This window comes from Enterobacter soli ATCC BAA-2102 (assembly GCF_001654845.1).
Taxonomy (GTDB): domain Bacteria; phylum Pseudomonadota; class Gammaproteobacteria; order Enterobacterales; family Enterobacteriaceae; genus Enterobacter; species Enterobacter soli.
The window spans coordinates 1-26,174 of the sequence record NZ_LXES01000053.1; the positions used below are offsets into that span (position 1 = coordinate 1).

Consider the following 26,174-nt stretch of genomic DNA (forward strand, 5'->3'; position numbering starts at 1 on the left):
TATCATGCGGCGGGCGTTTCCCCTGAATTCTGCCCCCTGAACCGGCTGAATGCCGTCGGGAACAGCCAAAAAACCGTCAACTATACGCCTTAATTCGGGACGCACAATAAGCTTCCGGACAGGACAGCTTTCAGGGACAGAAGTCAGGTGGCATATCTGCCCTGGCGCCAGAAAGGGAAACCGGTGAACCGGCCCGGGGAGGTCTGTCTCCCGTGACATCGCTGCGCGCAGGCTCTGGCCTCCCTCCGGGGGGAGCGCCCGGAACCGGGAAACGTCAGGGGACGTGTGCAACGAGGCATTGTTGATCGAATCTGACTTGAATAGCCGGCGCCGAAAAGTATCGGTTGAAGGTTGAAAAATCGGGGATTCTATAGAGTACGTGAAGAAAATAAAACGAATATGCTTACAGTTCGACCCGGAAGAAAAATCTAATTTGCATTATTCAACAACTGAGACGCGATGCATAACTCCTGAGGCCTTTAAGTAGGCCTCGTTATGATGAAAGAAATTTCAGTAGTTGCGGAAGGGGTGGACCATCGATAGCTAATTTTTCTTCATGCTTTCCCTCATTCCTGATAATTGAATCAAACGACTATTAAGCGCATCTAGATGCACAGCTATTTCGTTAATTTCCGTATCACTAACAACCTGATCACTGTTAATTTTATTCTGTAATTCATAAAGTTGGGCCTGTACGGGTTCGCCTCCATCGCGAAGAGTTGCACGCATCTGATAAATAGACGTCTTCAACTCTGATATTGTCATATATGGTTTACGCTTTTGCTCAGCATCAAGTAGACGCTGTTCTAGGGAATCTAGTTGTCTGTTAATAAGCACCCAACTATCAGTCGTCGGTAGAGTGGATGTTTTCTCAGTAAGTTTTCTCTCCCAATACAAAGAGTAACGGTTATCAGGCCATAACTGCCCGAGGCTAATCGCAGTTGATGGCTTATATAACCAGCAAACTAAATATATTACTACAACAGTAAAGATAATACCTGCCAAACCACCATAAAAATAATCTTTCCATGGATAAGGAGGACGTAATTTTATTGGTAAAGATAGAGAACTCTGTATGACGGGGAATTCAGAAAGTTCTACTTTTGTTAAAAGTTCACGTTTTTGCAGCGTGCGCTTATTAGACTGAAGGTAGTCAAGCAAATTTCGTAAGTCTGTCTGACAACGCGACTGTAATAACTGTGCATACTCAAATAGCATTGATATAGCCTTCTCAAGATGAGTAAGAGTTTCAACTACAGCACTTGTTAAAGGTAATCCATAAATGCTGGTAGCCGTGTGTTTACTGTACCACTCAAGAATACCTTGTCGTAAATCTCTTGCTGCAGTCGGTGGCCAGCATTGACGTTGGTTCTTACTAAATCCTTCGGCCAATAAGAGGGAAGCACTAGCTACGCCGGACCAACCATGCCGGTGACAACTTATAAGACTAAACCAAACACCACTCTGTAGGTCATAACCATACCTCTGGAATATATCCAGGCTGAGAGTTTCCTGAGTGAGCCACCACGATCCGTCTCGAGAGTGGTTCTTCCAGTTTTTAATATTATAGCTAAGCAGCAAAAATTCTCCATAAGGTCGAGGATCATGACTGTTAATTTTTATATCATCAGATAATCCTGAGTAATTATTCATTTTCATTTAACCTCCTCACAGTCACCTTATCTCTATTGATACTAATTCTTATCGTTTTCACTGTAGTTTTATCCTCTAGCAGTAACTTGTCGGCTAGTAACGGAAGGATATGCTGAATGAGCATTTGGTCGATATCTCTGGCGCCGCTTTGGTTTATCTGACATTTCTTAGAAATCCAAGCAACCACACTATCGCTATAGATTAGACTCACCATATTTTCACTGGCAGAAAGATATCTTTTACATATATTATCAAGCTTAAGCTTGATTATTTGAGACAGTACTTTAGGCTCCAGAGGTAAATAAGGTATAAGCTTAACCCGCCCCATAAGCGCCGGTCGAAAAACACGTTCGAATTCAGGGCGTATTAATTCGCACAATGCATCAGGGGATGATTCACCTGATGCACATGAGGTAACAATCTGGGCACTCGCCAGATTAGAGGTCATTATAATAAGTGTATTGCGGAAATTTATAAGCTGCCCTTCCGAATCCTCAATTACTCCCTTATCAAAGACCTGATAGAACAACTCCATTACATCCGGATGAGCTTTTTCAACTTCATCAAGGAGTACTACGCTGTACGGATTTCGCTTTACAGCTTCAGTCAATATACCGCCTTGGCCATACCCTACATATCCAGGTGGCGTTCCTTTCAAACCGGATATGCTGTGAGCTTCCTGATACTCAGACATATTAATAGTAACCAGGCTTTGCTCACCGCCGTACAACAGTTCCGCTAGGATAATAGCCGTTTCGGTTTTCCCAACTCCCGAGGGGCCCGCCAGCATAAAAACACCTGTTGGCTTTGAAGGGTCACTGAGATTGGCCCGGCTGACTCGTATTTGTGTAGCAACAGTAGCAAGAGCATGAGACTGGCCAATAACACGTGTCTCAAGACGTGAGAGAAGCTCTTTCAACTGGTGATATTCTTTTTCGACCATTCGACCGAGGGGAACACCAGTCCAACTTGAAACAACATCTGCAATACAGGTTGCATCAACACATTCAAAAACAAATGCCTGCGACTGATGAAGTGCAGAAAGTTCCTGTCTCCATCTGAGAATGTCATTAGCGTTGTCACTTAGCCGCAAACGTTGTACAAGTAGCTTTTGTTGTTCCCATAATGCCACGAGTTGCTCAAGGGTGACATTAAGTTCATTTTCACGCTGCGCCAGACTTGCCAGCCGGTGCTCATGCCCCCCTTCTTTAGCCAGCGCCGTACGTTCTTCCACAAGGTTAGTCAACAAGGAATCTGCGTGTTCAATTTCCTTCGGTTTATGCGATTGGGAGACTGCCACACGAGCACATGCCGTATCAAGAAGGCTAATGCACTTATCAGGTAACTGTCTTCCGGCGATATAGCGATTAGATAATTCAACTGCTGCGTGTACAGCACTTTCTAGAATAGTAACCCCGTGATGATTAGACATTGAGGGGACGACAGCCCGTAACATAGCCGTAGCGATATCGATACCGGGTTCTTCAACCTTTACAACCTGGAAACGTCGTGTAAGAGCAGCATCTTTTTCAATATACTTTTTATATTCCGCCCACGTAGTGGCTGCAACCACACGTAACTCTCCACGAGCCAGAGCCGGTTTTAACAAGTTAGCCACATCTTGTTGGCCAGGCGGTCCTCCGGCACCGATCAACATATGTGCCTCATCAATAAATAAGACAACAGGTTGAGGGGCACTTGAGATTTCTTTTAATAACAACTGAACGCGATTTTCAAACTCACCTTTAACGCTTGCCCCAGCTTGCAATAATCCGAGATCAAGTGTCAGTACTTCCATGGGTTTAATCATATCCGGCACAGTGCCGGCAGCAATTCTAAGAGCTAGCCCCTCAAGGAGGGCCGTTTTCCCTACGCCAGGTTCACCAGTAAGAATCGGGTTATTCTGGCGACGGCGAAGCAGTATATCGATCATTTGTCGAATTTCTGTCTCACGGCCCTTAACAGGATCAAGCTTGCCTTCACGCGCAAGCAAACTCAGGTTTCGAGTATACTTATCTAGGGATGTAACGGGTGTTTCAGTAATTCGGGAAATATCATCTGAAGGAATAAAACACGCGGAACTAAGCAGCTTCTCAGCATTCTTGTGATTGCATTTCAGCGCCAGTCGTACGCTACTCACTAGACCCGGAACCGCTTCTTCATCAATCAAACAAGCAATGAGCGCATGTGGGGCCAGAAGTGTTTGTCCCCAGCCAGCACTTGCATGTAACCAAGACTTTTCAAGCCATTGCACCAGTCTTGATGAGAACACAGGAGAATTGGTGTTACCGTTACGGAACGAATCCAACATTTGCTGAACAGTCCGCAAAAGAGTATCCGGGGCCAGGCCTGCCCCTAGACTTAAAGACTCCATTAGTTCACTATTATGGGTAATAAGAGTAAATAAAAGATGTTCTACCTCTATTTCATAGTGTGAGCGAGAAATAGCCTGGCTGATTGCTGCATCAAGACAAATTCTGCTTTCGGGTGTGAACTTCTCGACAATTCTTTTTAAATAGTTATTCATATGAGTATATTCCAGTATATTAATTGCACTCTGCTACATTTTTAGGAAGCTCAGAAAATCTCCCTCTGAGTGCCGCAGAAGGTTGCTGAATCTCTAGTTGTTCTTTAAGAGATTGCTGTTGTTGTATAAGAACCATAATTTTTTCATCAAGACTATTCCATTCAGACCAAGCTTCTTGCAGAGGTTGTTGGTTCATAATTTTGAAACGTACAAGTACATGTTTGATACCTAATTCTTCAAGTAAATCAATACCATCATCAAAATTATTGGTATCAAGTAGAGCCTCACCACTAACAAGATCTGAGATAAAGTCAGGCCATGCACTATTGCCTGTATAACGATATGTTGCAGTGAAGCCGGGGAATTTAACATCTAGTTTTACGCCTTGGCATAGACCTGGTTGCCAATTGAATTGCGCATGTTCTGCAAAGTTCATACTGTCAATAATTTGCGAACCATTCTGGCAAACAAGCGTCAGGCTGGAGCCAATCGGTACCAAACGAGCTTTCTCAGGAATTGTAGCAGGGCCACTTATAATTGTTACTTGGAATATTTTTTCTGTAAGGGTATTCAGCTGTTTGGTCAACGTAGTTATTTGATCCTCGATAATTGCAAGTTTGTCCCCCGTCAACGTATTTGTATGTTCAGGTGCATCTAGAATATCTTCAGGGTTTAACATATAACGCGCGACCCTCAAAAAATCAGCATTCAGTGGGAGAGTCTGCCCCTGAAATTCACCTGACTTTGGCCCCTGTTCAGAGACAATAAGTAATCCTTTGGTCGAATTACGAATAAAATCACTAATGTATTGCCAACTCAAAGCTTGTCTGCTGTCATAATCCTGCGCGGAAGCATCTTTGCTCATTGGCCACAAAACTTTACTTTTCCATTGTTCATTTAGCCAGCAAGCAGAGCGTGCCATAGAGTGAGCTAATAACAAGTCGGCATCATTTCTATACAGCGACCAGACTGCATCAATCCCTGGTTCCTGAGAATAGGAGTGTAAAGATTTGCGCAATTTATCAAAGTTAGTGAACAACGCTATCTGGGGATTACCAGTGGCAGACTTAGTTGCAGGAACAAATAACCCCTGTGTTAATGATGGTGAAAGCGTAGCCTGACTTATGGCCTGTACGACAACATTGTTGAGCGAGAGACGCCAAACTTTCCAGGCATCAATTTGTTGGGCGACAGAATTTTCAGGTACAGGAAGTTTTCCCTTGAACAACCAAGCTGTTAATTTACTACGAAGTTGTATATCTGCCTGACGCGCTTTCTGAAACATAACAGGCTCCGAGGTATATGAAGGTAGTTTCTGTAATTGGCGGAGCTCATTTAGCCATGATTGAGCCATGCTAGGGTTTACATTATCGAGCTCATCATTTATACGATGAGAGAATTTCATTGCTGAACTCTGCCCTTCGCCAATACTAATAAGTTGATCAGTTGATAACGAATGAGGTTTAGTGTCCTGTAATAAAGGCATTACTCCCAGTAAGAATCCGCGCCAGGCATCTTGCCGCTTTACGGGAAGGTTCTGAAGAAAAGTTTTCAGAACAGATTCATTCTGAGTACCTTCGAGGGCCAAATTGAGCAGATCGACCCATACATTGATCTGTTCCTCCCCTTGACGAGTCCAGATCCCAGAAAGTATTACTGTTCCTGGTAAGTCATGCCAATAGTCACTTGAATTGATATCAGGAGGATACTGTATTGGAGCAGTAAGCCACATAAGGGAAGGATCATAGTTAATGAGGGATGCAAGCAAGCTCCGCAGGGATTTTATATAGCCTGCACCGGATGGTTGCCTCAGCATCCATCGGTCCGCAACAAGACGCTCAAGTGATGTTGTGAACGACTCAGTTACACTGATATGAAGTTCATCGGGAATAGCTGGTAACTGATTAAGATTCTCCAACTTAGTTCCGTCAAGCATTTGTTCATAAGTAATAATTGCTTGGGCAAGATTGAGGATCATCATGCGTTGATTACCAGGATTTGCATTTATGACTTGGTTTTTATATTCCTCTATTACATAAGAAAAATCACGGGGACGAGGACGAATTTTTAAAACTATCGATGATTCTATTCTATTATGCTGGTAGTCCAAAACTGGAAGAAATGGTAAGTAAAATAAAGGTGAATCCTGATGACTTTCATTCTTAACTAGTAGGTTTGTCAATTCAGATTGAGAAAGAGAATGTATGCTACCCTTCATAAGTTTAGCACTACTTACCGCACTGATTCCTAATAATGTCATGGTTCCCAACAAAAAAACACTGATAAAAAAATACCGTAATTTAGTATTGTGATACCAAACAACATCCCGTGATTGGCTGAAAACCGAGAGATGCTGGGTGAGTAAATCGTTAATGAAATAGGAAGTACGGCGACTTTTGTTACTATCCTGTACTTCTGAGGCAGTAAACCACACGCCACCCAGAGATATAGCGGAAAAATAGACATTTGGTTCACAGAGAGATGCGAGAAAAAGTGTTAAACTCTTTTTGATACGGGAAAAAGACTCAGGGAAATCCAGAAGGATTGCTCGTTCACTGGACGACATAGAAGTGTCACTCATACTAAATCGCGCAAAGTCGAGCCCAGTCTTCAAGTTTTCAAACAATGGATACAGTGTTGAATCATCCTTACCGTCAATATCAGGAGATTCCTGCCAGTAATGACCAAGAACTTGTTGAATTTGCGAAATTGATAATTTTTGACTCCAAACTTTAAACCCATCCATTTTATCACATTGAGTGATTAAAATATAAACAGGGAGTTGTCGCTTTAATCTGCGTGTAAGTGGTTCTATTTGAGAGCGGATTCTTCTGGCTTTATCATGAAGAATACCTCCTTCATCATTTAATAGATCATCTATGTCGATGCCAACTATTATTCCTGCGGGTGCAGGGCCTCGAGATATCCATCCAACTAGCTTATCCCATGAGCGTTGAAAAGAAGATGTTCCGCACAGAAAATTACTAGAAAGGTCAAGGATACATACATTACGAAAAAACCACCATCGCAATGTATGGGTAGGAGTAACTAAATAATCATCTGAACTGTTAGTGAACATCGGTAAACCTGATCCGGCGAGTAAAGATGATTTACCACAACGTTCACCCATAAAAATATACCAGGGTATAGATGTACGTTTACGCTGAATACTCTTTATCACGGACACCCCCTTTCTCCAAAGTTTGTAAAGTACGTATTCTTGCCGTGATAGACGAAACTTCCGCAAAAAACTTTTTAATGTATTTTCTCTAAAAAAAGTATTCAACCATGTTGCAAAACCCCAAAGCAAAACACCTGTAACTAGTATAGATATCCACACAAATAAAGTTGTGAGGGTACTCCATTCAAGCCATAATGCCCCAGCAACACAGAAGGCTAATACCATACATATAGTCAGTAACCATCCGGTGAAAACAAAAAGTTTTTTAATCATATGATATCTTAGTAGAAATAAGTAAACATGAACGCCAAAAAAGTGACGTAAGTCAGCCCAATACACAGTACTGCCAATCCGACGTAGTTTATAGTTGACGTAGTAAAAGGTCTCTTCTGTATTTCAATAGGTGTTATTGAAGCTTCATTCGGCCATACTTGCCATTCTCCTGGTAAACATAACTCACGTTGGTAATATATTACCTCGTCTAATTCCGGTTCCGAATTGTATTTCCCTCGAAAACCATTCAAAAGACAAAAAACAAAAACCCGTCTTGCCTCGATATGGGCTTCTTCTAACTTACTCATTCGATCGAAAAATAGCTCACCACCAATTGATGTCTGAAAATAGCTTCGTTGTAACAATTCTATACGCCATACTTGTGCAATAGGCTTAGTTGAGCATAAAACGATTTCATCTAACCAAACCACCACAGCAAACAGTGCAAGCTCTCGCTCAATTTCCGATACATCACACTCTTCAGCATCCTTTTTAGCTTGTTCTAGACATGAAACACACTTCTGTCGAAAATCCTCATAAACCTCAGTATTTTCTGATTTCGAGTTCAGACAAGCACCCAGTCTGAAAACAGGCAAGTAGCAGTTGAGAAGTTCCATATTTATGACTCCATAAAGACAAGTTGAACTTGTAAGTCATCAGGTGCTTCAGCCCAATAGAAGGCAATATTCCGGTTCTTTTCAATACTTCTCCAGACAGGATCATTCTTGTCGATCGAAAAGTAGTAAAAATCCTCGCGATTTGGAACTCCTCTTGGAGAGGGGGTAATCAAGTGTGATGAAAGGCCAGGTAAGGAATGAGAAACTAGTGTTCGCAGATCTTCCTGCGTTGATATTTTAAACTCCCCGTTTAATGAAGAATTATCTGACAAAACAGGGGGTTTATTGGTCTGAAGGAGAAGCAGTACAGTACTAGCATTAGAAAATTCATGCGTTTTAAGATCCCCAATATATGCACCTTGGTTATCTCGAATAAGTTTAATATACACAGTATCCTCAAGAGCAAGTCCATTCAGCAAAGATAACAAGGTTTGCTTAACACTATTGAAGGAATCAAATAAAGATAGGTGGTCGTAAGGCAACACTGGGGAACCGCCATCAAGCCATTCACCGGAAAATGAACACATGTCATTAAATGAAGAAAGTTCACCGATAAGTTGCACCAAGATTCCGTAAATTTGCCATGGATGAATCATCGGTGTTCTGAGGTAATGCCCAAACAGAGGTACGATACGATTTAGTGTACGCATCACAAGCAACTGGTTTGTATCAACTGGGTTTCTGCTCCCGATACTCAACAATCCTGGACGTTTATATTCCTCCAAAGTACGAGCCCTGCTACTAAGTTCTGCATATAATCCATCAAGAATCTTTCTCAGGCTTGGAGTGCCTGAAAGTGTAACCGCAGGAGGACTAAAAGTTGGGTCATATATAACACGGTCATTATCATAACGAAGCCTAATAAATCGTATACATTCACTGTCTACTGCACTCTCTACTTCCTCATCACTTAATATTCTAACATTATAAATAATACGCGACACAGCACACTCAGGTCCTGAGTGATATATATCTTTCATTTCAGTATCAGGAACTGTACTAATCCAGCGACTATTTGACCCAGCACTTACATTCTGATGATTGGGATCAAAACGGCGCAGAACAAGCCATAGTGTAAAGGGCTTTTCACGCTTTCTCCAGATATCACGAAATTGACGAGACTCAATTATACAATTACCGGGATACTCAAGATAAATACCTGATGGTAAAATCAACTGTAATCTGTCAATATTTAAAGAAAAATCGACCAATGTATCATAATTTATTTCGCAATGTAATATCCCTACATTCCACGGTTGAGATACCTGCCGCTGTTGAGATAACATATAAGTATGATGAAGATCCAAGGATTGTAGGTGTTGTGGTTGAAGATACAACCCGGAATACCAGTACACCTGCTGTTGCTCAGGATGCATTTTCTTTAACTCCTGTCTCAGGTGTTCTTGTATCAAGGTTCATTGGTTCTTCACTGCCTTTGACTTGTTCACTATCTGATTGTGAAGGAGAAGTAGTTAAATTCGTAATACTCTGGCTTCCTAAGCTGATATTGATAATTAAAGGTGCCATCTCTGCATACCACGATTTAGTCCACAACCCTTTGCTCGATGTGGTCACAGGAATCCTTACAATAGACATGTGTTGCTTTTTAGGGAAAGGATAGTAGCCAGCAACGATTGCAATATAACGCGTGTTCTCTGTACGGTCGATGTGCAAAGTTGTCTGCTGACTTGGCATAACGGAATATCGGTCGATTTTTAGAATCTCATCTTCACTACTTCCACTAAACAGAGTTTTCAACTGTGATGGATTATTTAATATTTTGTCTAGTACACTAGGTTTTTCCGCCTGAATAACAAGCAAAGAACAACTATTTGCTATATCATCTAATGCGTTAAGCTCCGGAGTTGCGCTGATATTTACTGTGATAGCAGCTTGCATATAAGGTGCCTTCACTTCATTTATAGCCTGTTGCTTTGTAGACGCAGTATGTGCAACATCAAGCGAGCAACCATCGAGAACCATAAAGGAACTGATAAACAGTAAGCGGATAACTGTAGTATTCACTGTTGCTGTCCTTTTAAAACATTATTAATTTCTTTCAGACTATTATTATCACTTAACATTTCCTCAAGCCATTCTGACAATGTCATATTAGTCCAACGTACAGCACGTTCTATCAGAAATGGTACGGGACTTGAGGGCTCTGTCTGACGGAAAAAATGTGCTATTGAAAGCATTTGACTAATAGCTTTCTCTCGAGAATATATCTCGTTACTAAAATCACCTCTATCACTTACTGAAGGAATATCAGACTCAGGAGCCATACTCCAGGTCATAGTTTCAGATACAGCAGGAGATATTCTTTGAGCTAGGTTTTGTAGAAAATCAGAAATATCATCAATGGTCTTTCTTGTCATTAAGAACAGGCCCTGAGGCTCTTCCTGGCTAAGAGTAAAATAACATTCCTCCAACCGGTTTAAATTAACATAGATACCTTGCAAAATACCTGCTTGCAAGCTGAGTTCAACCGATGAAAATGTGGACGCTGTACGGGAAAAAGTTTCCATCGTTAAGTCGCCGTCCATTGCAATATGATCATCGCGTGACTTCGGATTTACAGCAATTTTATGTTCAAAAGCTAAAATCTTTCGCCAGTGGGATAGCGATGATTCAGGAACTTGCAGGAGCTGAAAATTGCTCAGTGTCAGGCTGAGATCACGGTCGAGACGATTAAGCTTCCCGTTACGAAAGGCAGCCCCTTCATCATCCAGAGCAGGCCAACACTGGAACCAGAAACGTGAAATAAACTCCCCAAGAAAATTTAATCCCACTTCAGCACCTGCGAGACCTTTCAAGTGTGTCAATGCCTCAACAAACCAGCAAGAAACTTGCAGGTCTTTACTCATCTGGGTTAAGGCTGTTTCGCAGAGTCTTAGGACTTTATGCCAGTCAGCACGTCGCGGATCGGCAACCCCCCACATATCTTGATGGACATCATCATTATCGCTTTCGCGCGCTTTACGAATATCATCATAAATTTGCTCGTACTCTATATTTTTACCAGCGGGTACGTCTGGTGTAATGGGAGCCAGTAACACAGCTATTTCTTGTTGCATTGTTTTCATATTTTATCCAATAAGAACAGTAGGGCAACCTGTAGAAATCATGCCACCATGGCCACAAGAGTCTCCCAGACGTGCTGCAGGTTTCCCGCAAATAAATACTTTGCTGCTACCAGAGACTATGTTGTCCGTAGGTCCATTACAGACTAACAAATCCCCAACAGTTGCAGCGGGCAGTCCACCAATGAGCACCGTAGTGGACCCAGGAGGCAAAATAGGTCCTCCAACATGTGGAACTGGCGGCACACCTGGTGTGACGGCTGGACATGTATGCATATCTGAAACTCGCGCTGCTGGTTTGCTCATTGTGCGTTCCATATAATGTTATCTGAACATCGTTCATTAGTTATTTTGAAAACTAACTCAATACGAATAGAAATGTTATCACAAAGAAAGTATTCACATTTCCTAACACTCCTCCTACAACCCTTAACTAATATATAATGAAATTAATTCAGAAAACTAAACGGATATATCAGCCAATATTAATAGTTTTACCTTTTATAACCGTAGAGATTTCACCACCTATATCGACCATATCCTGGCCTTGAATGCTTATAGTCTTACCTTTTATAGTAATACCATTAGATGAAATAGTGATTTCGTTTGAACCAACTTTAAACTCCATCTTATCCCCTGCATCAATACAGACGCCACCATTATTTACGCTCAACAAGTACTTTCCATTTTTAAGTTCAAGAGTGTCGTCACCATTATTGATAGTTGTGGTTCTGCCTCCACCTATTGTTTTATTAAATTCATGTTCAACATAGGTTGTAGCATCATTTCGAACCCTCAAAATATAATCTTTTTGTGCCGATATAATAAGTTTCTCCTCCCCCTTTTTATCATTAAAACTGAGACGATGCCCCTCACCAATAACACCCTTAATGCTACGAGATACTAACCCAGACTCGAATTTTTCAACTGGAAGAGGGAAAGGAGGTTTATTCTGACCATTATATACAGTACCAGTGACAAGTGGATAGTCTGGATTTCCTTGAATGAAACTTACTAAAACCTCACTTCCTACACGTGGTATAAATTGCATTCCAAACATATTTCCGCTCCAGGGTTGAGATACACGAACCCAACAAGAATCTTTACCCTCTCCTGCATTTTTCAAATCCCACTGAAATTGTATTTTAATTCTTCCAAACTCATCTGTATGAACATCTTCACCATCAGGACCGACAACTTTTGCAGTTAAAACACCTGAAATATTAGGTGGATATTTAGTACACACAGGACGCCAGTTTACATTATGCCGTAACAACTTAATATCAGCATTAAATACACCTACATCATCACCAGTACTGTTGGTAGCATTGATTGAAATATCCTGAAGTCGATACATACCATTATACTCAGGATGCTCAGTCAGATTAAAATACTCGCCGCAACTCAACCAATACGCATTAGTACTAGCTGTGAAAAAGCTCGTATTTGTGTCAAATGCTTCCATCCTCGCTTTAGCTTTTTCTATAAGTAATGTCCGTTCTGAAACTGGCAACATATCTCTATAGGCTATATTATTAATTTTGCTAAACTCATCTTTCGAACTAGAATCTCCTATCATTATTTTAGCTTGTTGAATATTATATCCTAGGAATATCACTTCGCCAGGGATTATATTAGACATTGACTTCCAGTTATAGACACAACCCTCTGGCAATGAAATTCTTTGATTATGCCAACGGATAAATGAACAACGACTCTCAGGATGACTTGATGGTTGATCTGCAAGAACCATTCTATGTTGTTGTGATTCATGTACAAAATAATAATAAATACCTTCTTCTTCCATCAATCTACTAATAAATTCAAAATCTGACTCACGATATTGAATACAATATTCCCGCTTCTGATATGTATTATGAAGCTTGATATCTAGCTGATATATCTTATTCTCTGAAAGTAACTCTTTCACTAAATCAGGAACAGTGATATTCTTCCATACACGCATCGAAAGCCCCATTCGTAATAGTGCAAAGGAAGGCTCAATTCTAAGTATGCAAATTGAGTTACCATCCAAGCCCGTTTGCTTATCACTTTGAATGAGTGTCACTACTCCGTGAATATTTCTACTAAACTTCTTATCCGAACTATCACCTATCCGACATGAGACTTTCTGTCCATGAATTTTAGATATTTCTTCATCACTTAGAGAAGTCATCGATACGGCATCAAAAGAATAAGGAGCTGAGATGGACTCATGACCAGATATTGACAGCAAAACCCAGTCAGATGACAGTGATCCATTCCACTGTAGAAAGTGATTTTCCTGCTTTCCAACTAGCTGTGGTATTAGAGACATTTTCACTTTCCTTTCATCATGTTATCAAAATTGAAGGGTTTACAAACCTGAAGAAGTCGTGATTTTTCTTTAGAACCAATACACATATGTCTACCTAATTGTTCTTCTCCAAGTGAAGAAGGAATGCCACCTACAATATTAAGGAAGACCTTAAAATTAAGCCCCGGGCCTACGTAATAAAAAATTCGATTCCAAAGTTCCTGATATAACTCCCCATCAGGAAGATATGGGTATGAATCACTTTCGTATATTGGACCAAACGTAATATTGAAGTATGACTGTATGTCCCAGCGAAAGTGACCAAGCATTGGAGCTATTCCTAGCGGTTGTTCCGCCATTCCTAAGAGGCAAGTTTCGTTACAATCTACAGAACTCCATCTGCCTACAAAAGGTGTGATATGAACTGTGACTCCATAGTAATGCCCTAGCCATACTTCAAGATTGACCATTGATTTAACAGAGGATGAGAACAAATGTGCATAGTGCTCCGAGTCAAATATTGAGCGTGAGTTTAATAGTCCAGTAAGTGCCAAATTTGCCCGATGCAGAGGTTTCTCTCTCTCGACTTCAACTCGTGCATAAAGATGATTTTTTTGCCAGGCTAAATAGTCAAGACAATATAATCGATGGCCAAATATATCTAAAAATGCTTTCGCACTCTTATCGCTGTAAATGTGGTGGCGTTCTAACAACCACTCACTATACGCAGTTGGTAAAGCACCCATAGCACCAGTCAGGCCATTCATATTCACTGTTACTACAACGGAATCACCTGCAACATCATGCTCAATTTTCGCTACTTGACCATCGGGAGAGTCAAGAGACAGCGTTGACACAAAGTGAATCTTTTTATCCAACACTTCTGTTCCAGATAATTCATCAGTACGAAGTTTATGCAACAAGGTTCTCACCTGTTGATAAAAATTGAATTTACTTACTATCGTTATTAGATCCATGCTAATTTACCTGCACGCACTGGCCAATGTCGAAGCGTATGTTCTTCATGTTCAATTTTAGTTGTAACCTTCGTAAAACTATTCACTGGGGCATGGAGAGCAAGATATCTCTCAATAAAACAACACATAAGGTAGTATTCAGGTTCATTCAAAGCTTCATCGCTGAAAGTCAGAGTAATTGATATGCCACGCGCTAAGGACTGAGGATCATTTTTTATAATCCTTGATACTACTGGTTCTACGTCAATATATGTTATTAAATTTATCATTTTCGTTATGGATGGATTATCGTTCCAATTATACAATTTTAACTGTTCTCGTAGGACCTTAGCGCCTTCGTGACCATTTAGAAGTGTATAATTTAAGGAAAGTAAAGATACTAATCGCCAAAGCATTTCACCTTTTTCCGGTGGCGAAACAGGACGTGTAGGTTTACTTAATGCGCGTATTTTCAGTGCTGGTATTGGCAGATCAGACTCGAAATCCCCCTCAGGATGACCGTTAACCATCAGGTTTGGTACATTGTGGTTAGTGCAGGTCAGATTAATAGAGACTAAGTCAAGCGTTGATATCTTACTGTTACTATTATTCCTGTCTGAGAATGATATAAACATATTATAAGGGCTTGTAGCATTACCTGTTCCACGAACAAAACTTTGCCAAAAAAAATCACATGCTCCTTCGTTTCGTGAATAATCGATTCCTAATAATGGTTGAACAGGCATTGTGATGACTGTATTGTCCTGTTTCCTCTGTATATATACATTATTAATTGCCCACACCGAAATCGTGTGTCTTTTACGATGATCCACAATAACCGGGTATTCCGCTGTATTCTCGCTCAGCGCTATAGGCTCCGCTCTCTGAGGAAATATATTTACTGCAGGTGTACAGTTGAGTCGAAAGAACTGAGCATCAATAGTGTTAACCAACTTTTCAAGCATATGTGTTAAATGCATACGATTAAAGGTAATCTCGATGTCAAAAACAGCACTTGCTGTTGCATTAAATTCACTAGGTAATTTAACATCTATAAAATGAAACATACTTGGAAAGAAAAAATAATTTTGCAGCAATGTATGAATTGGTGCCACACGCGGGTCATCAATAATGAATACGTCACTTTGTTCAAATCCAACAGTGCTGATATCTGATTTTTTCAACTCATATATTTTACCTTCCAATTTTAGTGTTAATTTGTTAATTTCTGAACAAATTAGTGTGTATATGATATTTACAACATTACTTTGGCCATGTAGAAAAAAACGTAAAGGTTCGCCTTCAATTTTACCACCGGCCCATACTTTAAATTTAAGCCCCAGATGCCAAAGAAGGTCATCATCACTAAAATAAAGATTGGCTTCCTCTACAGTAAGAGGTAATAAGGTTACAGGATATATAGTCTGGAAATTGCATACAGCTTCTGTAATGTTACGCGTGTACAGTTGCACTCCTGCAGGAATTATGCTTTTATCTGTAATGCTACTAAGATTACGATCCGGCTCTATCTCAACAATACATGTGGATGGCTTAGACCTTAAAAATTGAGGCGCTACGCTTGTCAACAGTGCTTCGGTCAACTCGGGCATATCATCATCAAGCCTTTGATGGATGCGTGAAGTAAGTAAGGCAAATGACTCTAGCAATCTTTCGACATGTGGGTCTTCTGATGTACCATCATTAAATCCAAGACGACGTGCAATTTTTGGATACTGTTCTGCAAATGCTTTACCGTGTTTTTTTAAGAAAGCCAGCTCCTTTTGGTAGTATGAAAGTATTCTATTCATTTAAGTTAAATCTCCTGCGTTCTATATCCCAGTCAAGCATTAATTTTATAGGGTAATTTTCATACCACGCGCTTATCTCTATATAAACTTTGAAAATTGTCACTTTGTTTATGGCCACTGAGACACTAGCGAATCTTGGTTCGAATCTTGATAATAAGATCTCGATATATTGTTCGATCAAGTCAAACTGTTGATTGTTGATATTTCCCTCTACCATATTTTCATCTATGCCGTAATTTAATATAGAAGAGTTTACAAGAGGTACATCTCCTATATATGTGAAGAAAGTGCGAGATGAAAACAACATTTTTAATTCATCAAGTAGGAATTTGATTTGATTTTCTTCCGTATAGCTATCACTTTCATCAGTTGGATTGTTATCGCTAAGTAGCTGTAACAACGACATAAATCAATCATCCTATTGAATAAGCAGCACCTGGGCACTGCTTAATATTCTTGCTACTCGCTTTTACTTTCCACTACGTTGTACACGTAAGGTCCGATCTTCTCAGGCTTACCATCATCTCCAATAGCGTTCAGTTCTACACTGACTTTACCAAAAGTGAAAGTTAGGTCATAAAAAGTATTTCCATCTTCCATTGCTACAATAGCTAGTGATTCTATAGTACAACCTGAGTACACATTAATTTTGTGCTCAAATGGTTTATTACCATTTGTTGTACGATGCACTATTGTTACCTCAAATTTATGGGTTTCTTTATCCAGAAATTTCCCATAGAGCTCACCAACATCTCCAGGTTTAACTAGAATACGAGCTGAAACCGGATCGAACTCATGTCCGTAGGCTGATTTATAACTTGACACAGATCCTAATGAGTATCCTTCAATATAGTTTTTGTATTCATCATCTTTACTATATCCTTTAAGTTCTTTTCCATCTGCTGATATTTTAAAAAATTGACAATTAGGTAATGATGCCATTTTCCTTTCCTCTCGTTGTGATGATTAAGAACTAGCTGCTGCAGGTAAGTCAGCTACCAGCCTTAGTGACATGTTGACTCCTTCCAACTGGAAGTGTGGTTTTATATACGCAATTGCTCGATATGTTCCTGGTGAACCAGGGACATCAACAACTTCGATACGTGCATCACGCAATGGGTAGCGTGCTTTGGTTGTCGCCCCTGCAACATCTGAAGCCACAACATACTTCATAATCCATTTCTGGAGATAGTCCTGACATTCTGTACGTGACATAAAACTACCCACTTTGTCACGAACCATAGACTTTAGGTAATGAGCAAATCTTGATGTGACTAGAATGTACGGAAGTTGTGAGGTAAGCTTAGCATTTGCATTTGCCTCATCTGAATTATATAAGCGCGGTTTATTTACTGACTGGACAGCGAAGAATACTGCATAGTCAGTCCCCTTACAGTGTACAAGAGGAATAAATCCCAAATCTGACAATTCTTTTTCACGGCGGTCAGAGATTGCAACCTGAGTTGGACATTGCATCAAACGCTCACCATTTTCTGAGATGTAGTTATAAGCAGGAAGTGCATTAACGAGTCCCCCGCCTTCCACACCTCTGATTGCAGCGCACCACCCATAGTCCTCAAAAGAACTTACAACTCTTTCTGCTAATTCATAGGCAGCATTGACCCACAGATAATCAGTACTGCTTTCATTTTCCGCTATGTTCTCTTCGAAACTGAATGACTCCACGGGTATTGTTTTTGTACCGTAAGGTAAACGGCCGAGTACTTTAGGTAATGTAAGTCCAACATAACGACTATCATCAGTCTGTCGGAATGAGCGCCAACGCGCATAATCAGTAGTTTCAAAAAGTTTAGCCATATCACGTGGCCTTGACATATCCGTGAAACTATTCATAGACAACATACCTGGTGCAGCAGCACTGAAAAATGGAGCATGAGCTGCCGCTGCCACATGAGAAATTTGTTCTAATAGGTCAATATCTTGTGGTGTATTATCAAACTCAAAGTCGCCAACAAAAGCAGAAAAAGGCACACCGCCGAAAGTTCCATATTCACTTTCATATACACACTTAAATAGCATTGACTGATCAAAATCAGATGCCGATCTGAAATCCTTAATTAAATCTTGTTTATTGCATTGTAATAAGCGAATTTTCGTATTATCAGTAACACTGGCTTTAATTAGTTTTTGAAGTCCGCGCCAAGAGGATTCTCTCTTCTGAAATGCAGTGTTATGCATAATCACACTAATCTGCTTAGACAAAAGTTCATCAATTGCTACTATTCTTTCTTCTATACTACCAATCAGGTTGCTTGATATAACTACCGAGCCTGAAACAACTTCTTCCAGAAAATTATTCAACTGTAAGCGAACCCTGCCGCGATCAGACTCTCTTCGGATAGCCTGTGTGTTATCAATAATCTGGTCTAAGTAACTTTCCGTTACAGCATTTCCTTCTGATAAAGTCGCTATTCTCTCATTGTTCATTATCGTCTCCAGGTTGTTTAGTTTGATCCTGATTTCCTTCTGAATAGCTGACATTTTCCTTTTCTACAATTGCCAATAACTGTTCTTTCAGACGTTCATTACTGGCAACTCGGTTTCGCAAATCAGATAATTGCTCTCTAAGTTCTAACAACTGTTTCAAAGGTTCGACCTGGTGGGCAATACTGGCTGGCGAGAAATCCTCCATACTATTAAATGTTAGAGATACAGGAATATAACCTTCCTTTCCCGGCAATACACTTTCCACTTGAAATTCTGCAGAAGGCATCATTGATGACATTATTTCATCAAAATTGTCCTTGTCCACACTGACAAATTTTCTGTCTCTCAAACTGTCTGAGCTTTCGGTGAAATCACCCATTACACCAATAACTAAGGGTAGTTCCTTAGCTTCTGTTGCATCCCCAATTTCTACATCATAAGTGATTTGTACTCTTGGCGGTCTTGCTTTATCTAATTTATGTTGTGTATTACTCATATGTACTCTCGTAACTTGTATAATAAGGGATATGCTGTATTCATTGATGCTAGCATTCAAACAAAATTTGTCTGCTTCATAAGTTATCTGGTATATTCCAGCACTGTCCAAATACAAGCACACTTTGCTGTTTGCACGCTACGCAATTTGCATCTTGATGTTAAATTGGCTCTTATGTTCTGGTATAATTTAATATGACATTTCCGTATTAACTTAGCCAAAATCTTAAGCTGATAATTTAATAGTCCTCTCGCATATTCCTACCCTATATTCTTAAAAGTAAGTATAGGAATCAGAATGTCAACATGGTATGAAAAAAATATCTATGAGATGTGTAATACATTGAATCGTGACAGGTTTAACAGACACTTTAGAGCCAATTAAGATGGTTAAATACAGGTGCCTATGGGCGGCAGGTGTTATCCCGAAGAGTGTGAAATTGAAGTTGTCAGACAAGCTACTGATCGTGGTTACTCTGTTTTCATAGTAGCAATACGTCTCGTTTTTTGTTGTGTATCGCTTCTTTCCCTACGTTTAGCCCAACAGTCCTGTTTGTCCAGGTTTTACCCCATTTCTCCCAAAAAGGCGAAACATCCTGGAAGCCGCGTCATATCTAGGTTTATGGTGGTTTTACTCTCAAAAAGGATCCTTTACTGATTTGGTTTTACCCGCAATAATGCATATAAAGACAATAAAAGGATCCGCGCGCTGCGATTTATTGTGATGGCAGGATCGCAGGATTCAGACCAGAATACCTGTATCCATAACCAGTGCGTGCGCTACGTGAAAAATAACCGATGAACAACGTCATTCCCCTGCAGAATTCACCAGAACGCGTCTCCATTCTTCCCATCGCTCCGGGCGTTGATTTTTCGACCGCTGTAGCATTACGACGGATGGCCACTTCCTCCGGCGTCACGCCAGCCTATCTGCTGGCGCCGGAAGTGAGTGCCCTCCTCTTTTATATGCCCGATCAGCGTCATCACATGTTATTCGCCACCATGTGGAATACTGGCATACGTATAGGAGAAGCCAGAACACTGACCCCAGAGTCATTTGATCTGGACGGGTTGCGGCCATTCGTGAAGGTGCTGTCAGAAAAAGTGCGTGCCCGCAGGAGGCGCCCCCCGAAAGATGAGGTTCGCCTGGTACCGCTGACAGATGCAAACTATGTACGCCAGTTGCAGAGCTGGATGATCACAATACGGCCTAAACGCCGGGAACCCTTGTGGTCCGTCACCGATGAAACGATGAGAAACTGGTTAAAACAGGGGATCCAGCGCGCCGCCAGTGACGGTGTTCATTTCTCCATCCCAGTAACACCTCATACGTTCCGGCACAGCTATATCATGCACATGCTCTATCATCGCCAGCCTAAAAAAGTCATTCAGTCACTTGTTGGCCACAAGGATCCGCGTTCAATGGAGGTTTATACCCGGGTGTTTGCGCTGGAGCTGGCCGCAACCATTGCCGTTCCGTTTACCGGAGATGGGCGTGATGCTGCGGATATTCTGCGTTCGTTACCCCCTGACAAATAGACCAGTCAGGACAAAGAAGCCTAATCACCCTCACAGGATATTGACTGTGGTGCGCCCGGGAACATGCCGCAGTCAATATCAGGGACAAGAGTCCCATGACACCACATACCATAGTCAACATTTTCATTCCTGAAACCGAATCTGCATACGACAGTCAATTTTGTGGATGAACGGGAGGGGCTTAGCAGGAGGAAAAATTGACAGTGGTATGCGCACTACATACCACTGTCAATATTGCGAAATTCTGCATACCTCAGTCATTATCTGGTTTGACACTGGCGAGGGCCTTTGCCAGTTTCTGGGGATCAATACCCGCGGCTTTCAGGGCGTTAATCACCTCATCGTAATTCTGTTCCGGCGTTTCCTCTTCAGTCTTGCGCGGAACTTTCACCGTACTACTGATAAGTTTTGAATTACGATAATGCACACTGAAGTATGTGGAGCGGCCACGCTTGAACTCGGTGTAATCCAGATAACCGATATCCTTCAGCTGTGTCATGGCTTTGCGAACCGTGTGATTCTGCGTATAGACGTTTGACGTCAGATTCAGCCTGTCCCGCATGCGTTTCATGGAAATAGGCGCAGGATTCTGTGGGAGGCTTTCAATGTAGGTGTAGAGTGCCTGAGCAGACTCCTTGCGCTGCAGGGCATCGATGGCTTTCAGTCGCAACAGCACCCGCCTGTCCATGTGATACAGCTCGAAGAGCTTAGGCTCAGCCTTGATCTCAACAACATCCTCGTTTATGTCGTAATAGGCAGACTGTACCAGGTGTGTCGTCCACCCTTTCGTCTCGCTCTGAAATTTGAGGGTAACTGAGGCCAGTTTAAACAGTGAATTACTGATTCGATCGCGCATTTTCTTGTTCGAACGGCGGGAATCGAAACCACACATCTTCACGAATTCGACAAAGGATAACTCCAGTGTGTCATTTTTCACCCCGCACTCAGACATCGAGCGAATGATCCCGAGCCAGACTTTGAAGTCCGTATCCATATCAAGACGCGATCCTGTGATCCTGACATCGGTATACCCTTCACTTTTAGCAATAGAGAGCTGTACGAGCTCCTCAGTCGCATCTGTGACGTTTTTGCGGTTAGTCTTGCTCCTGGATGTTGATTTTAACGTAGGAACGAAGAGACCAAGCCTCATGAGCGCGACAGGCTGAACGGTACTGGCGCTGTTGACATCCAGCTTAACAACTTCGCCTGTTGTTTTGTTCACCTCCTCAAGATTCAGAGGTAACTCATTATTTTCCTTAGCCATTTTAAACACCGAGAGTTATCCACAAAAGCAAGTATATACGCATATCTCAGTCAACGGAAATACATACCCCAGTTAATACAACTGCATACCGCAATATGTGAGATCGCACACAACAGTCAATATCTGACATACCTCAGTAAATGAGGTCACCCTTTCAGCCCAGGAATAACAGTGCTTCGCACGATCCGGGGATCTCTTTTTGATCTCACTATGATCTCCTTAAGGATCAATTACTGGATCTACCCTATGAATAACCTGAGTAAAAATCCGAATGCACACCTCACAGCAAAGATTCCATATCATGACCAGTTACCTCACAGGCAGAAGAAGCAAAAGAACGTTACTGATAAACCATAAAATTGACTGTGGTATGCAGAAATGACCAGAAAGTCACCATTTTCATTTCACAACATCAATCATACCGCAGTCAATATACCGCATATGACAGTCAATTTTTAATTACTCAAATTCATCATCGCATACCCTTTCGGCCAAAGAGCGTCAGGTGGATCATATAATTACGCAGCTATTCCGCTTCCTCGACGGATACGATCTGCGTTCGCATCCTTACTGCGGCGAGCGGCAGATATTGACTGAGATATGTCAGTACATTCTTGATGAACAATCTCAGGTTCAATCAGACTCACATTTTGACCAACTTTGCATTTTTTGATTCGGTTTGCAAATTTACTGTTGCTTTGCTTGTTTTATCAAGATTTAATATATCTATGCAAAGTTAAGTTCAAGGAATGTACAATGGGATTGATGAATACGCTCGATCAGTGCATAGCAGCCGGTCATGAAATGACGAAAGCTATTGCAGTTGCTCAGTTTAATGATGACAGCCCTGAGGCAAGAAAAATTACGCGTCGCTGGCGTGTTGGAGAAGCTGCCGATTTAATTGGCGTCTCATCCCAGGCAATTCGTGATGCTGAAAAAGCAGGTCGCCTCCCTCACCCGGATATGGAAATGCGTGGCCGGGTTGAGCAAAGAGTGGGTTACACGATCGAACAGATTAACCATATGCGCGATGTTTTTGGTACACGCCTGCGTCGGCCTGATGACAGTGTTCCCCCGGTCATTGGTGTTGCTGCACATAAAGGTGGCGTTTATAAAACTTCGGTATCAGTCCATTTAGCTCAGGACCTGGCATTAAAAGGACTCCGCGTTCTGCTCGTCGAAGGTAATGATCCGCAGGGTACGGCTTCCATGTATCACGGATGGGTCCCTGATTTGCACATCCATGCTGAAGACACGTTACTTCCCTTTTATCTGGGTGAGCGTGATGATGCCGCCTATGCGGTAAAACCCACCTGCTGGCCAGGGCTTGATATTATTCCTTCATGCCTGGCGCTGCATCGTATCGAAACAGAGCTTATGGGTCGCTATGACGACGGAAAGTTACCGACAGAACCCCATATGATGCTCCGCCTTGCAATCGAGACAGTTGCTCATGATTATGATGTCATTGTTATCGACAGTGCACCAAACCTGGGTATTGGCACCATCAATGTGGTATGTGCTGCAGATGTCCTGATCGTCCCGACCCCAGCAGAGCTTTTCGATTACACCTCTGCCCTGCAGTTTTTTGACATGCTGCGCGATCTGTTAAAAAACGTTGATCTGCAGGGGTTTGAGCCTGATGTCAGAATTTTGCTCACCAAGTACAGCAACAACAACGGTTCACAGTCGCCCTGGATGGAAGAGCAGATCCGCGATGCCTGGGGTAGTATGGTTCTCAAAAACGTGGTGCGTGAGACTGATGAGGTCGGTAAAGGTCAGATCCGTATGAGAACTGTTTTTGAACAGGCTATCGATCAGCGTTCCTCAACGGGTGCATGGCGAAATGCACTTGCCATTTGGGAGCCAGTCTGTAATGAAATTTTTGATCGCCTGATTAAACCTCGCTGGGAGATCAGATAATGAAACGTGCGCCTGTCATTCCAAAACATTCAGTGAAAAACGCACCTGCAGAAATCGAGCAGCCAGCTTCCGTTGCTCCCGCAGCACCGATGGTTGATTCGCTAATTGCACGGGTCGGTGCGATGGCTCGGGGAAATTCCATTTTACTTCCGGTCTGTGGCCGTGAAGTGAAATTTACCCTCGAGGCCATTCCGGGTGATACTGCTGAAACGGCTTCAAGGGTCTGGTCCGGCAACGAGCGTGACCAGGAACTGCTGACAGAAGACGCGCTTGATGATCTGATCCCCTCTTTCTTGTTGAGTGGTCAGCAAACTCCTGCATTCGGACGTCGTGTATCGGGGGTCATTGAGGTCGCTGATGGAAGCCGTCGTCGCAAAGCAGCCATACTGACCTCTTCCGATTACCGAATTCTGGTCGGCGATCTCGATGATGAACAGATGATGGCATTATCCCGCCTGGGTAATGACTATCGGCCTACCAGTGCTTATGAGCGTGGTAAACGATACGCATACCGGCTGGAAAATGAGTTTGGCGGAAATGTTTCAGCTCTTGCTGATGCAGAAAACATTTCCCGCAAGATCATCACTCGCTGCATAAACACTGCACGCTTACCGAAACCCGTCGTCGCCCTCTTTATACATCCAGGTGAACTTTCTGCCCGGGCCGGTGAGGCTTTGTACAAGGCATTTACCGGAAAAGAAGATTTGCTGCAGCAATTAACCGCTCAGCTTCACGAACAGAAAAAAGCGGGTGTGATCTTTGAAGGCGATGAGGTCATCGGGTTACTGACTGGAAAACTGAAAGAGAGTTCCAGTGCAAAAGTTAATCTCAGTACGCGGCATCAGTTTGTGCCAGGAGCATCCGTTCTCTACAAAGGGGATAAGGTTATATTTAACCTTGATAAGACGCGTTTGCCGGCAGAGTGCATAGAAAAAATCGAGGGTATACTTCGGGAATTACAGCAAAATAAATCTTTATAATCAGAAATGTCCCCCCCTTTTCTTAACCTCTTAATTGCTATCCCTGTCTGAAGATGTTGCTGTTCCGGGTCTGATTTTAGTCCTGAACAGCAACGCCCAGTGCACATAATCTGCTTAAAGCGATCTGGGACCATGGTCCCACCTGTCGCAGAGCTGCATTCAACAGTACGACATCTGCATCCCAGACCGAAACCTCACTGTTCTTTGATGAGACTGGGACCATGGTCCCACCTGTCACAGAGCTGCATTCAACACTACGGCATCAGCATCCCAGACCGAAACCCCATCGTCTTTCGATGAGACTGGGACCATGGTCCCACACCGGATCGCAGATATGCATTCAACAGTACGGCATCAGCATCCCAGACTGAAACCCCACCATCCTTCGATGAGACTGGGACCATGGTCCCATGAACATTTATATACGGAAATCAAACGAGGTGAAACGACTGACTGTAGTTAATTGAATCAAGTAGATCTCTACTTCATGCATATTGTGAATTTGAAATAAATGTATAGAAGCCAAATATATTCCTTAAGTGTGGTGCGTTTGTAGATTATGTTAGTTCAGTTACCCTGGTGCTTCCTCGCTCACTCGCGGGCTTCGCCCTGTCGTTCGGCTGCGTCGAGCACAACTGGCTCTCTCTTAAATGCAGAGTTTAACTGAGCTTCCAAATGGGGATATCTTTCCAGTGTATGGTGTACGCGGGGGACATCATATTCAGCTACCAAGATGGCGTAATGGCCAGAATGACACCCTGTCCTGAATGGTTGATGCGGACAGGGATCTTCATCAATTGCGTAGACATCCCAGATGTTAAAGGTGGGGGAATTTTACTAATACGGGAATGTTCCGATAATACTTGCGCTCACTGTTGGAATGAGCCGTAATTTTTTCATCCTTTCACCAAAACTTCGGCGGCAGACAATATGCTCTTTCAGAGCTGGCGTTTCCTCAAACGGAATACAGGGTTCATTATTCATCTCCTGGAGTTTTTTTCAGTTCGGTTGCTAATGTCGCTCAATTCCTTCACGGGCAGGAGGGGCAACAGTGTTTGTGTTGTGGCCAGGCTATCTGGTGTCAGGGCCAGTACCATATGGAACTGAGGCTCACTGAGCTTATTTATCGAG

Annotated in this window: 19 protein-coding genes; 3 read left to right on the forward strand and 16 right to left on the reverse strand. The window is 42.1% G+C overall.

Annotated features, from left to right (window positions below):
• Positions 1–543 precede the first annotated feature (543 nt).
• The 15 genes from M987_RS22695 to tssB form a co-directional block, all read right to left on the reverse strand.
• Entirely contained in the window at positions 544–1,659 is a 1,116-nt protein-coding gene (locus M987_RS22695) for a VasL domain-containing protein (protein ID WP_014063932.1), read from the reverse strand.
• Positions 1,646–4,180 carry a type VI secretion system ATPase TssH gene (gene tssH / locus M987_RS22700; protein WP_014063933.1) on the reverse strand — a complete coding sequence of 845 codons (2,535 nt, stop codon included), beginning with the start codon at positions 4,178–4,180 and terminating at the stop codon, positions 1,646–1,648. The genes M987_RS22695 and tssH overlap by 14 nt, the downstream gene beginning before the upstream one ends.
• A 19-nt stretch (positions 4,181–4,199) precedes the next feature.
• On the reverse strand, positions 4,200–7,634 hold the full coding sequence (locus M987_RS22705) for a type VI secretion protein IcmF/TssM N-terminal domain-containing protein (protein WP_014063934.1): 3,435 nt from the start codon (positions 7,632–7,634) through the stop codon (positions 4,200–4,202).
• 8 nt (positions 7,635–7,642) lie between these two features.
• A complete protein-coding gene (locus M987_RS22710; RefSeq protein ID WP_014063935.1) occupies positions 7,643–8,251 on the reverse strand; it encodes a DotU family type IV/VI secretion system protein in 609 nt (202 codons plus the stop codon).
• Between the two features lie 2 nt (positions 8,252–8,253).
• Complete coding sequence (gene tssK, locus M987_RS22715) at positions 8,254–9,627, reverse strand: type VI secretion system baseplate subunit TssK (RefSeq protein WP_014063936.1); 1,374 nt, start codon at positions 9,625–9,627, stop codon at positions 8,254–8,256.
• Complete coding sequence (locus M987_RS22720) at positions 9,617–10,276, reverse strand: type VI secretion lipoprotein TssJ (protein ID WP_014063937.1); 660 nt, start codon at positions 10,274–10,276, stop codon at positions 9,617–9,619. Before M987_RS22720 ends, tssK begins: the two co-directional genes overlap by 11 nt.
• Positions 10,273–11,337 carry a type VI secretion system protein TssA gene (gene tssA, locus M987_RS22725; protein WP_014063938.1) on the reverse strand — a complete coding sequence of 355 codons (1,065 nt, stop codon included), beginning with the start codon at positions 11,335–11,337 and terminating at the stop codon, positions 10,273–10,275. The genes M987_RS22720 and tssA overlap by 4 nt, the downstream gene beginning before the upstream one ends.
• A gap of 3 nt (positions 11,338–11,340) precedes the next feature.
• Positions 11,341–11,640 carry a PAAR domain-containing protein gene (locus M987_RS24315; protein WP_014063939.1) on the reverse strand — a complete coding sequence of 100 codons (300 nt, stop codon included), beginning with the start codon at positions 11,638–11,640 and terminating at the stop codon, positions 11,341–11,343.
• A gap of 169 nt (positions 11,641–11,809) precedes the next feature.
• Complete coding sequence (locus tag M987_RS22730; RefSeq protein WP_014063940.1) at positions 11,810–13,651, reverse strand: type VI secretion system Vgr family protein; 1,842 nt, start codon at positions 13,649–13,651, stop codon at positions 11,810–11,812.
• Between the two features lie 2 nt (positions 13,652–13,653).
• Positions 13,654–14,607 (reverse strand): type VI secretion system baseplate subunit TssG, encoded by a 954-nt coding sequence (gene tssG / locus M987_RS22735; protein ID WP_014063941.1) that lies wholly within the window; start codon positions 14,605–14,607, stop codon positions 13,654–13,656.
• Positions 14,598–16,394 (reverse strand): type VI secretion system baseplate subunit TssF, encoded by a 1,797-nt coding sequence (tssF, locus tag M987_RS22740; protein WP_014063942.1) that lies wholly within the window; start codon positions 16,392–16,394, stop codon positions 14,598–14,600. The genes tssG and tssF overlap by 10 nt, the downstream gene beginning before the upstream one ends.
• Positions 16,387–16,800, reverse strand: coding sequence for a GPW/gp25 family protein (locus M987_RS22745; protein ID WP_014063943.1), 414 nt, complete (start codon positions 16,798–16,800; stop codon positions 16,387–16,389). The genes tssF and M987_RS22745 overlap by 8 nt, the downstream gene beginning before the upstream one ends.
• A 53-nt stretch (positions 16,801–16,853) precedes the next feature.
• Positions 16,854–17,336: a hypothetical protein gene (locus M987_RS22750; RefSeq protein WP_014063944.1), complete on the reverse strand. Its 483-nt coding sequence runs from the start codon at positions 17,334–17,336 to the stop codon at positions 16,854–16,856.
• A gap of 24 nt (positions 17,337–17,360) precedes the next feature.
• Entirely contained in the window at positions 17,361–18,842 is a 1,482-nt protein-coding gene (tssC, locus tag M987_RS22755; protein ID WP_014063945.1) for a type VI secretion system contractile sheath large subunit, read from the reverse strand.
• Positions 18,832–19,338, reverse strand: a complete 507-nt coding sequence (gene tssB, locus M987_RS22760) for a type VI secretion system contractile sheath small subunit (protein WP_014063946.1) — start codon at positions 19,336–19,338, stop codon at positions 18,832–18,834. The genes tssC and tssB overlap by 11 nt, the downstream gene beginning before the upstream one ends.
• Before the next feature lie 797 nt (positions 19,339–20,135).
• On the opposite strand from tssB, the gene M987_RS22765 reads away from it, so the two are divergent.
• Positions 20,136–20,876, forward strand: a complete 741-nt coding sequence (locus M987_RS22765; protein ID WP_014063947.1) for a tyrosine-type recombinase/integrase — start codon at positions 20,136–20,138, stop codon at positions 20,874–20,876.
• A 253-nt stretch (positions 20,877–21,129) separates the two neighbouring features.
• On the opposite strand, the gene M987_RS22770 is transcribed toward M987_RS22765, so the two are convergent.
• On the reverse strand, positions 21,130–22,140 hold the full coding sequence (locus M987_RS22770) for a RepB family plasmid replication initiator protein (protein ID WP_014063948.1): 1,011 nt from the start codon (positions 22,138–22,140) through the stop codon (positions 21,130–21,132).
• Positions 22,141–22,896: 756 nt separating this feature from the next.
• Here M987_RS22770 and sopA point away from each other — a divergent pair.
• The gene (gene sopA, locus M987_RS22780; protein ID WP_014063949.1) at positions 22,897–24,063 is read left to right on the forward strand and encodes a plasmid-partitioning protein SopA; all 1,167 of its coding nucleotides are present in this window, start codon (positions 22,897–22,899) and stop codon (positions 24,061–24,063) included.
• The gene (locus M987_RS22785) at positions 24,063–25,043 is read left to right on the forward strand and encodes a ParB/RepB/Spo0J family plasmid partition protein (protein ID WP_014063950.1); all 981 of its coding nucleotides are present in this window, start codon (positions 24,063–24,065) and stop codon (positions 25,041–25,043) included. Before sopA ends, M987_RS22785 begins: the two co-directional genes overlap by 1 nt.
• Positions 25,044–26,174 lie beyond the last annotated feature (1,131 nt).

Excerpts from the sequence above, each read along its gene's own strand:
- M987_RS22705 (WP_014063934.1), bottom strand. The coding sequence starts at position 7,634 with ATGATTAAAAAACTTTTTGTTTTCACCGGATGGTTACTGACTATATGT.
- M987_RS22750 (WP_014063944.1), bottom strand. The coding sequence starts at position 17,336 with ATGGCATCATTACCTAATTGTCAATTTTTTAAAATATCAGCAGATGGA.
- M987_RS22745 (WP_014063943.1), bottom strand. The coding sequence starts at position 16,800 with ATGTCGTTGTTACAGCTACTTAGCGATAACAATCCAACTGATGAAAGT.
- M987_RS22730 (WP_014063940.1), bottom strand. The coding sequence starts at position 13,651 with ATGTCTCTAATACCACAGCTAGTTGGAAAGCAGGAAAATCACTTTCTA.
- tssB (WP_014063946.1), bottom strand. The coding sequence starts at position 19,338 with ATGAGTAATACACAACATAAATTAGATAAAGCAAGACCGCCAAGAGTA.
- tssF (WP_014063942.1), bottom strand. The coding sequence starts at position 16,394 with ATGAATAGAATACTTTCATACTACCAAAAGGAGCTGGCTTTCTTAAAA.
- M987_RS22765 (WP_014063947.1), top strand. The coding sequence starts at position 20,136 with ATGAACAACGTCATTCCCCTGCAGAATTCACCAGAACGCGTCTCCATT.
- tssH (WP_014063933.1), bottom strand. The coding sequence starts at position 4,180 with ATGAATAACTATTTAAAAAGAATTGTCGAGAAGTTCACACCCGAAAGC.
- tssK (WP_014063936.1), bottom strand. The coding sequence starts at position 9,627 with ATGCATCCTGAGCAACAGCAGGTGTACTGGTATTCCGGGTTGTATCTT.
- tssA (WP_014063938.1), bottom strand. The coding sequence starts at position 11,337 with ATGAAAACAATGCAACAAGAAATAGCTGTGTTACTGGCTCCCATTACA.
- M987_RS22770 (WP_014063948.1), bottom strand. The coding sequence starts at position 22,140 with ATGGCTAAGGAAAATAATGAGTTACCTCTGAATCTTGAGGAGGTGAAC.
- tssC (WP_014063945.1), bottom strand. The coding sequence starts at position 18,842 with ATGAACAATGAGAGAATAGCGACTTTATCAGAAGGAAATGCTGTAACG.
- M987_RS24315 (WP_014063939.1), bottom strand. The coding sequence starts at position 11,640 with ATGAGCAAACCAGCAGCGCGAGTTTCAGATATGCATACATGTCCAGCC.
- M987_RS22695 (WP_014063932.1), bottom strand. The coding sequence starts at position 1,659 with ATGAAAATGAATAATTACTCAGGATTATCTGATGATATAAAAATTAAC.
- M987_RS22710 (WP_014063935.1), bottom strand. The coding sequence starts at position 8,251 with ATGGAACTTCTCAACTGCTACTTGCCTGTTTTCAGACTGGGTGCTTGT.
- sopA (WP_014063949.1), top strand. The coding sequence starts at position 22,897 with ATGGGATTGATGAATACGCTCGATCAGTGCATAGCAGCCGGTCATGAA.
- tssG (WP_014063941.1), bottom strand. The coding sequence starts at position 14,607 with ATGGATCTAATAACGATAGTAAGTAAATTCAATTTTTATCAACAGGTG.
- M987_RS22785 (WP_014063950.1), top strand. The coding sequence starts at position 24,063 with ATGAAACGTGCGCCTGTCATTCCAAAACATTCAGTGAAAAACGCACCT.